At 33.8% G+C, this 3,658-nt stretch carries 1 protein-coding gene; it reads left to right on the forward strand.

Features of this window, described 5'->3' with window-relative positions; translation table 11 throughout:
• The first annotated feature begins 2,613 nt into the window (after positions 1 to 2,613).
• Positions 2,614 to 3,438, forward strand: coding sequence for a squalene/phytoene synthase family protein (locus AFK68_RS06075; RefSeq protein ID WP_094672005.1), 825 nt, complete (start codon positions 2,614 to 2,616; stop codon positions 3,436 to 3,438).
• The last annotated feature ends 220 nt before the right edge of the window (positions 3,439 to 3,658 follow it).

The raw sequence follows: 3,658 nt of genomic DNA on the forward strand, positions 1-3,658 counted from the left end.
ATAATTTATAACAGACTATCTCATGGTTCTTTATGGCGTGTAAATTATTATAGCGCTACGCGAAGCGGGAATAGGGAATAGGTATGGAGGGAATAGTAGACTAATAAAGGGTTTTAGGATTTAGAAATGTCCTAACCTTAATGCGTAGCACTATAATTACAATAGGAGGATTCAAGGTGTAAATTGTTGAATAAATAATTAATTGACTATCAACTCCTAATTATTAACTATTAATAATTAATTATTCGGTAAGCTTAATTTAAGATAATTATAGCAATCCTAAATTGGTTACGGGTAATTAAAAAGTAAATAAAAAAATTGAAACTCTCATCTGTTCACTGTTCCCTAAAAAGCAGTAAGATTTTTACCACGAATATGCGGAGGATTGCTATATAAAGATTTATTAGCGTACCCTTTAGGCATTTGCCCTATTTTCAAGATTAGGATATATGAACAGTCAATATGTATTTATGTTTGTCGGATTTATCCTAGCATCATATTCGATTGTAGCTAACGATGCAATTCAAACTCTAGGGACTTTTTTAAGTTCTAATCAAGAGCGTCCTTGGTGGGTACTATGGCTGTTTGCTTCCTCAATTTTACTGGTAGTTTTTATCTATAGCTGGAGTACAAATTGTGGAGATGTAGCTTATGGTCGCCTAGACAAATTTCCTTTTCCTGAAAACTTTAGTTGGGTTTATATAGTTCCTCCTCTTGTACTTGTGTTTTTAACAAATTTAGGAATTCCTGTTANGTTCTAATCAAGAGCGTCCTTGGTGGGTACTATGGCTGTTTGCTTCCTCAATTTTACTGGTAGTTTTTATCTATAGCTGGAGTACAAATTGTGGAGATGTAGCTTATGGTCGCCTAGACAAATTTCCTTTTCCTGAAAACTTTAGTTGGGTTTATATAGTTCCTCCTCTTGTACTTGTGTTTTTAACAAATTTAGGAATTCCTGTTAGTACAACCTTTCTAATTCTGACAGTTTTTGCTCCTGAAAATATTACAGATATGCTGATAAAATCACTATCTGGATATGGAGTTGCTTTTGTCACAGCTATACTTGTTTATAAGTTTGCCACAAAATCTTTAGAAAATAAATTTATAAATACACCCTACAAAGAACCACCTATTCAATGGGTAACTTTGCAGTGGATGTCAACGGCATTTTTGTGGAGTCAATGGTTAATTCAAGACTTGGCAAATATTTTTGTATATCTGCCACGAAATCTTGATGCTTCAATGCTATTTTTTTCAATCTTTGTAATGTTAATTTTACACGCATTTATTTTCTACATAAATGGTGGTGAAATTCAACATATTGTCACCAGTAAAACTAATACTCAAGATATTCGTTCGGCAACAATTGTAGATTTTATTTACGGATTAATTTTGTTATTGTTTAAAGAATGGAGCAACATACCGATGAGTACAACTTGGGTATTTATCGGTCTTTTAGCTGGAAGAGAAGTAGCAATAACCCACAATTCCCAAAATCGTGAAATGAAAGAAACTGGTAAAATGATTTTCAGTGATGTTTTAAAAGCATTTGCAGGTTTAGTGGTGAGTGTTATTATTGCTTTTGGACTGCCGATACTAGACAAAATGATTAGCAAGTAATATGAGCAGGACTTATATCATGTCAGGTAGCATTGGTATTGTATAGAGAAGGTAAGTAAGAAGCAAGAAGGAAGAAGCAAGAAGGAGTAAAATAAGGAAAAATCTTGGATAAGGTAGATATTTCCCCAACTTTTACACGCTCCGATACCAACGGACATGATATTAAACAAAGGATACTGGTACATAGTAATGGGTACATATTCAGCAATTAACAATGAACAATTAATAATTAATAATTACCCCTTCTTGAAAGAAGGGGATTGGATCAAAGGAAATTTTTTTGATTTATCCCCTTGAAAGGGGAGGCTTTAAACCTTAATTGTTGAATGAATAATTAATTATTGACGCTTCAACTCTTAATTATTAATTATTAACTATTAATTATTAATTATTTGGTAATGGTATAGGAAGTGTGGTGAGTGTGGGAAAAAAATGTATATTCTCACGCCTTAGGGAGCAGGAGTACCACACAAAGATACCCCATATTTTTACATATTAATTATTGCTCTGCTGATTAAATTTCAAAGCATTGACAGATAAATATTTTAGCCTTTAATTGTCTTGAAAAAGTGCAAGCTTTTAGGTCTTTTAGGTTCAAAAAGTTAGCATTAAAGGCTCACTAGGAAAGAAAAATTAACAGACAATTCTTCCGACTACTTCCTCTATAGCTCCCATTTCTCCTAACTCCTGACTTCTGACTCCTACCCTTATCACTCATACTTATTCAGCAAACCCTAAATAGTTTAAATTATTTGAGATTACAAAAGATAGTTCCTAGGGTTAACTCTAGGAACTATTAACTTTTTTTTTGGACATTATGATTAAATGTCCATTTAGGGATAAAACTTGAAAATTATAAGTCCAGGGATTGTCAATAGAGTTATAGTAAACTGGCAGTTTATGCTTATTAAGTGTTCAGAATGCCCCAATAATTCAGAGTGGAGCATTAAAACTGATACCCTAAACTAAAAATGGCCGTGAGGAGTTTAATAGATGAATATATCCAAAGATAAAGATGCCTTAGATATACTAAAAGAAACTAGCCGGACTTTCTATATCCCTATTAGTCAACTACCATCTGGCCTAAAAGAGGCAGTAGCATCGGCTTATCTTTGTATGCGTGCCATTGATGAAATTGAGGATCATCCAGATCTAGATAACTTCACAAAAGCAAAATTTTTACGAAACATTAGTCTTGTTTTACAGGAAGCAGTTGACCACTCCAGTTTCCTTAACTTTTCAGACAAGTTAGACCTGAATATTAGTCACCTACCAGAAGTAACAAAAAGAGTAGGAGAATGGGCCAGACTCGCTTCAGATACCATAGCACCTAGGATTTGGGATGTAACTGCAGCAATGGCAGACCGGATGGCTTATTGGGCAGAAAATAACTGGACTATCCACACTGAATCAGATTTGAATCGTTACACTTTTAGTGTTGCAGGTGCAGTAGGTTTATTACTTTCCGATTTATGGAGTTGGTATGATAATACTAATACTAATCGTACTCAGGCAATTGGATTTGGTCGTGGTCTACAAGCAGTAAATATTCTCCGTAACCATTCAGAAGATTTAGATAGGGGGGTAGATTTTTTTCCTCATGGTTGGACTGCAAAAGATATGCAAGTTTATGCTCAACGTAATCTGTTATTAGCTGATTCTTATACTAATTCTCTTCCTTCTGGACCAGCACGAAATTTTTGTCAAATTCCTCTAACTCTTGCTCATGCGACTCTGGATATTCTGACAATGGGGCAAGAAAAGTTAACTCGTTCGGAAGTGATGGAATTAATTTCTCGTTGCAATAATTCTGCTTAATATTCTTTAGCTCAGAGAGTGAAAAGCACCTCCAAACTATTATGAGACTATTATGAAATAAGAGGGTTATATAGAATCCTGGTAATTAGTTATCGTATTCTTCAATAATTGATAATTGATAATGGATAATGGATAATTGATAATTACCTCTCCCTAAAACGGATTGGATTGAATAAAAGGAAAATAAATTCATTGTTTCTCTTGATCTAGTTGGCTTTAA

The sequence above is a fragment of the Hydrocoleum sp. CS-953 genome (assembly GCF_002260545.1).
Lineage (GTDB): Bacteria > Cyanobacteriota > Cyanobacteriia > Cyanobacteriales > Microcoleaceae > Trichodesmium.